This is a genomic window from Gordonia namibiensis NBRC 108229, assembly GCF_000298235.1.
Lineage (GTDB): Bacteria > Actinomycetota > Actinomycetes > Mycobacteriales > Mycobacteriaceae > Gordonia > Gordonia namibiensis.
Window position 1 is genome coordinate 1 of record NZ_BAHE01000066.1, and the last position, 1,089, is coordinate 1,089.

Here is a 1,089-nt window from a genome sequence, read left to right on the forward strand (position 1 = left end):
GGCAGGTTCAAGTGATCGCTGCAACAGCCTGACTTGTGGAGGCTGTGGTGGCTGTTGCTGGGGTGCGTGTTGGCGAGGAGCTACGGACCCGGTTTTGGGTTGAGATCGAGTCGGGAGCCTCGGTGGTGGCCGCGGCCCGATCGATCGGGGTGTCTCCGTATACCGGCTACGCGTGGATGCATGCTGCTGGTCGGTCGTTGCCCAGCGGTCGCGGTCAGGGTCGGCCGAAGTCGGCTCAGACTCGTGAGGTGTTCTGGGGTGGGCTGCGTCGAGGGTTGACCGTCGGGGCCGCAGCCAGAGCCGCTGGCGTGTCGAAGTGGGCTGGTCAGACCTGGTTCAAGCAGGCTGGTGGGGTGCGTCCGGTGACGAGCAACCCGCAGCTAGAAGCCGTCGTCGACCCCGGTCGAGGCCGACTGTCCTGGACCGATCGATGCCGGATCGAAGAGCTGGTCACCGCCCACTACCGTCCGGCGCAGATCGCCGGGTTGATGGGACGGGCACGCTCAACGATCAGCCGGGAATTGGCCCGTGGAACACCGACTGATCGGGCGGGTCGGTATCGGGCGTTGGTAGCCCAGAACAGGGTCGATGCCGCTCGGCGCCGCCCCAAACAACGCAAACTGGTGCCCGGTAGTCGGCTCTACACTGAGGTCGCTGATCGACTCAAACTTCGCCAGAGCCCCGAACAGATCTCGGGATCGTTGGCGGTGGAGTTTCCCGACGACCCGGAGATGCAGGTGTCGCACGAAACGATCTACCAGGCCCTCTATGTCCAAGCCAGAGGCGGCCTGAAGAAAGAAGTCCAAGCCGCATTGCGTACTGGCCGTATCCGTCGTAAATCACAGGGTCGCAACCCGTCTGGTCGTAGTCGGTTCAAGGACATGGTGTCGATCAGTGAACGGCCGGCCGAAGCAGATGACCGGGCGGTGCCCGGTCATTGGGAGGGCGACCTAATCATGGGCGCCGGGAACGCCTCGGCGATCGGAACGCTGGTCGAGCGCACCACCGGGTTTGTGATGCTGCTGCATCTACGTGATGACCACACCGCTGAAACCGTGGCCGCCGCCATGACTGAGGCGGTACCCCAAA

General features: G+C 64.2%; 1 protein-coding gene. It reads left to right on the top strand.

The window, feature by feature from the left end:
• Window positions 1-362: 362 nt before the first annotated feature.
• The coding region (locus GONAM_RS22725; RefSeq protein WP_157159200.1) for an IS30 family transposase at window positions 363-1,089 on the top strand (727 nt) is incomplete at its 3' end.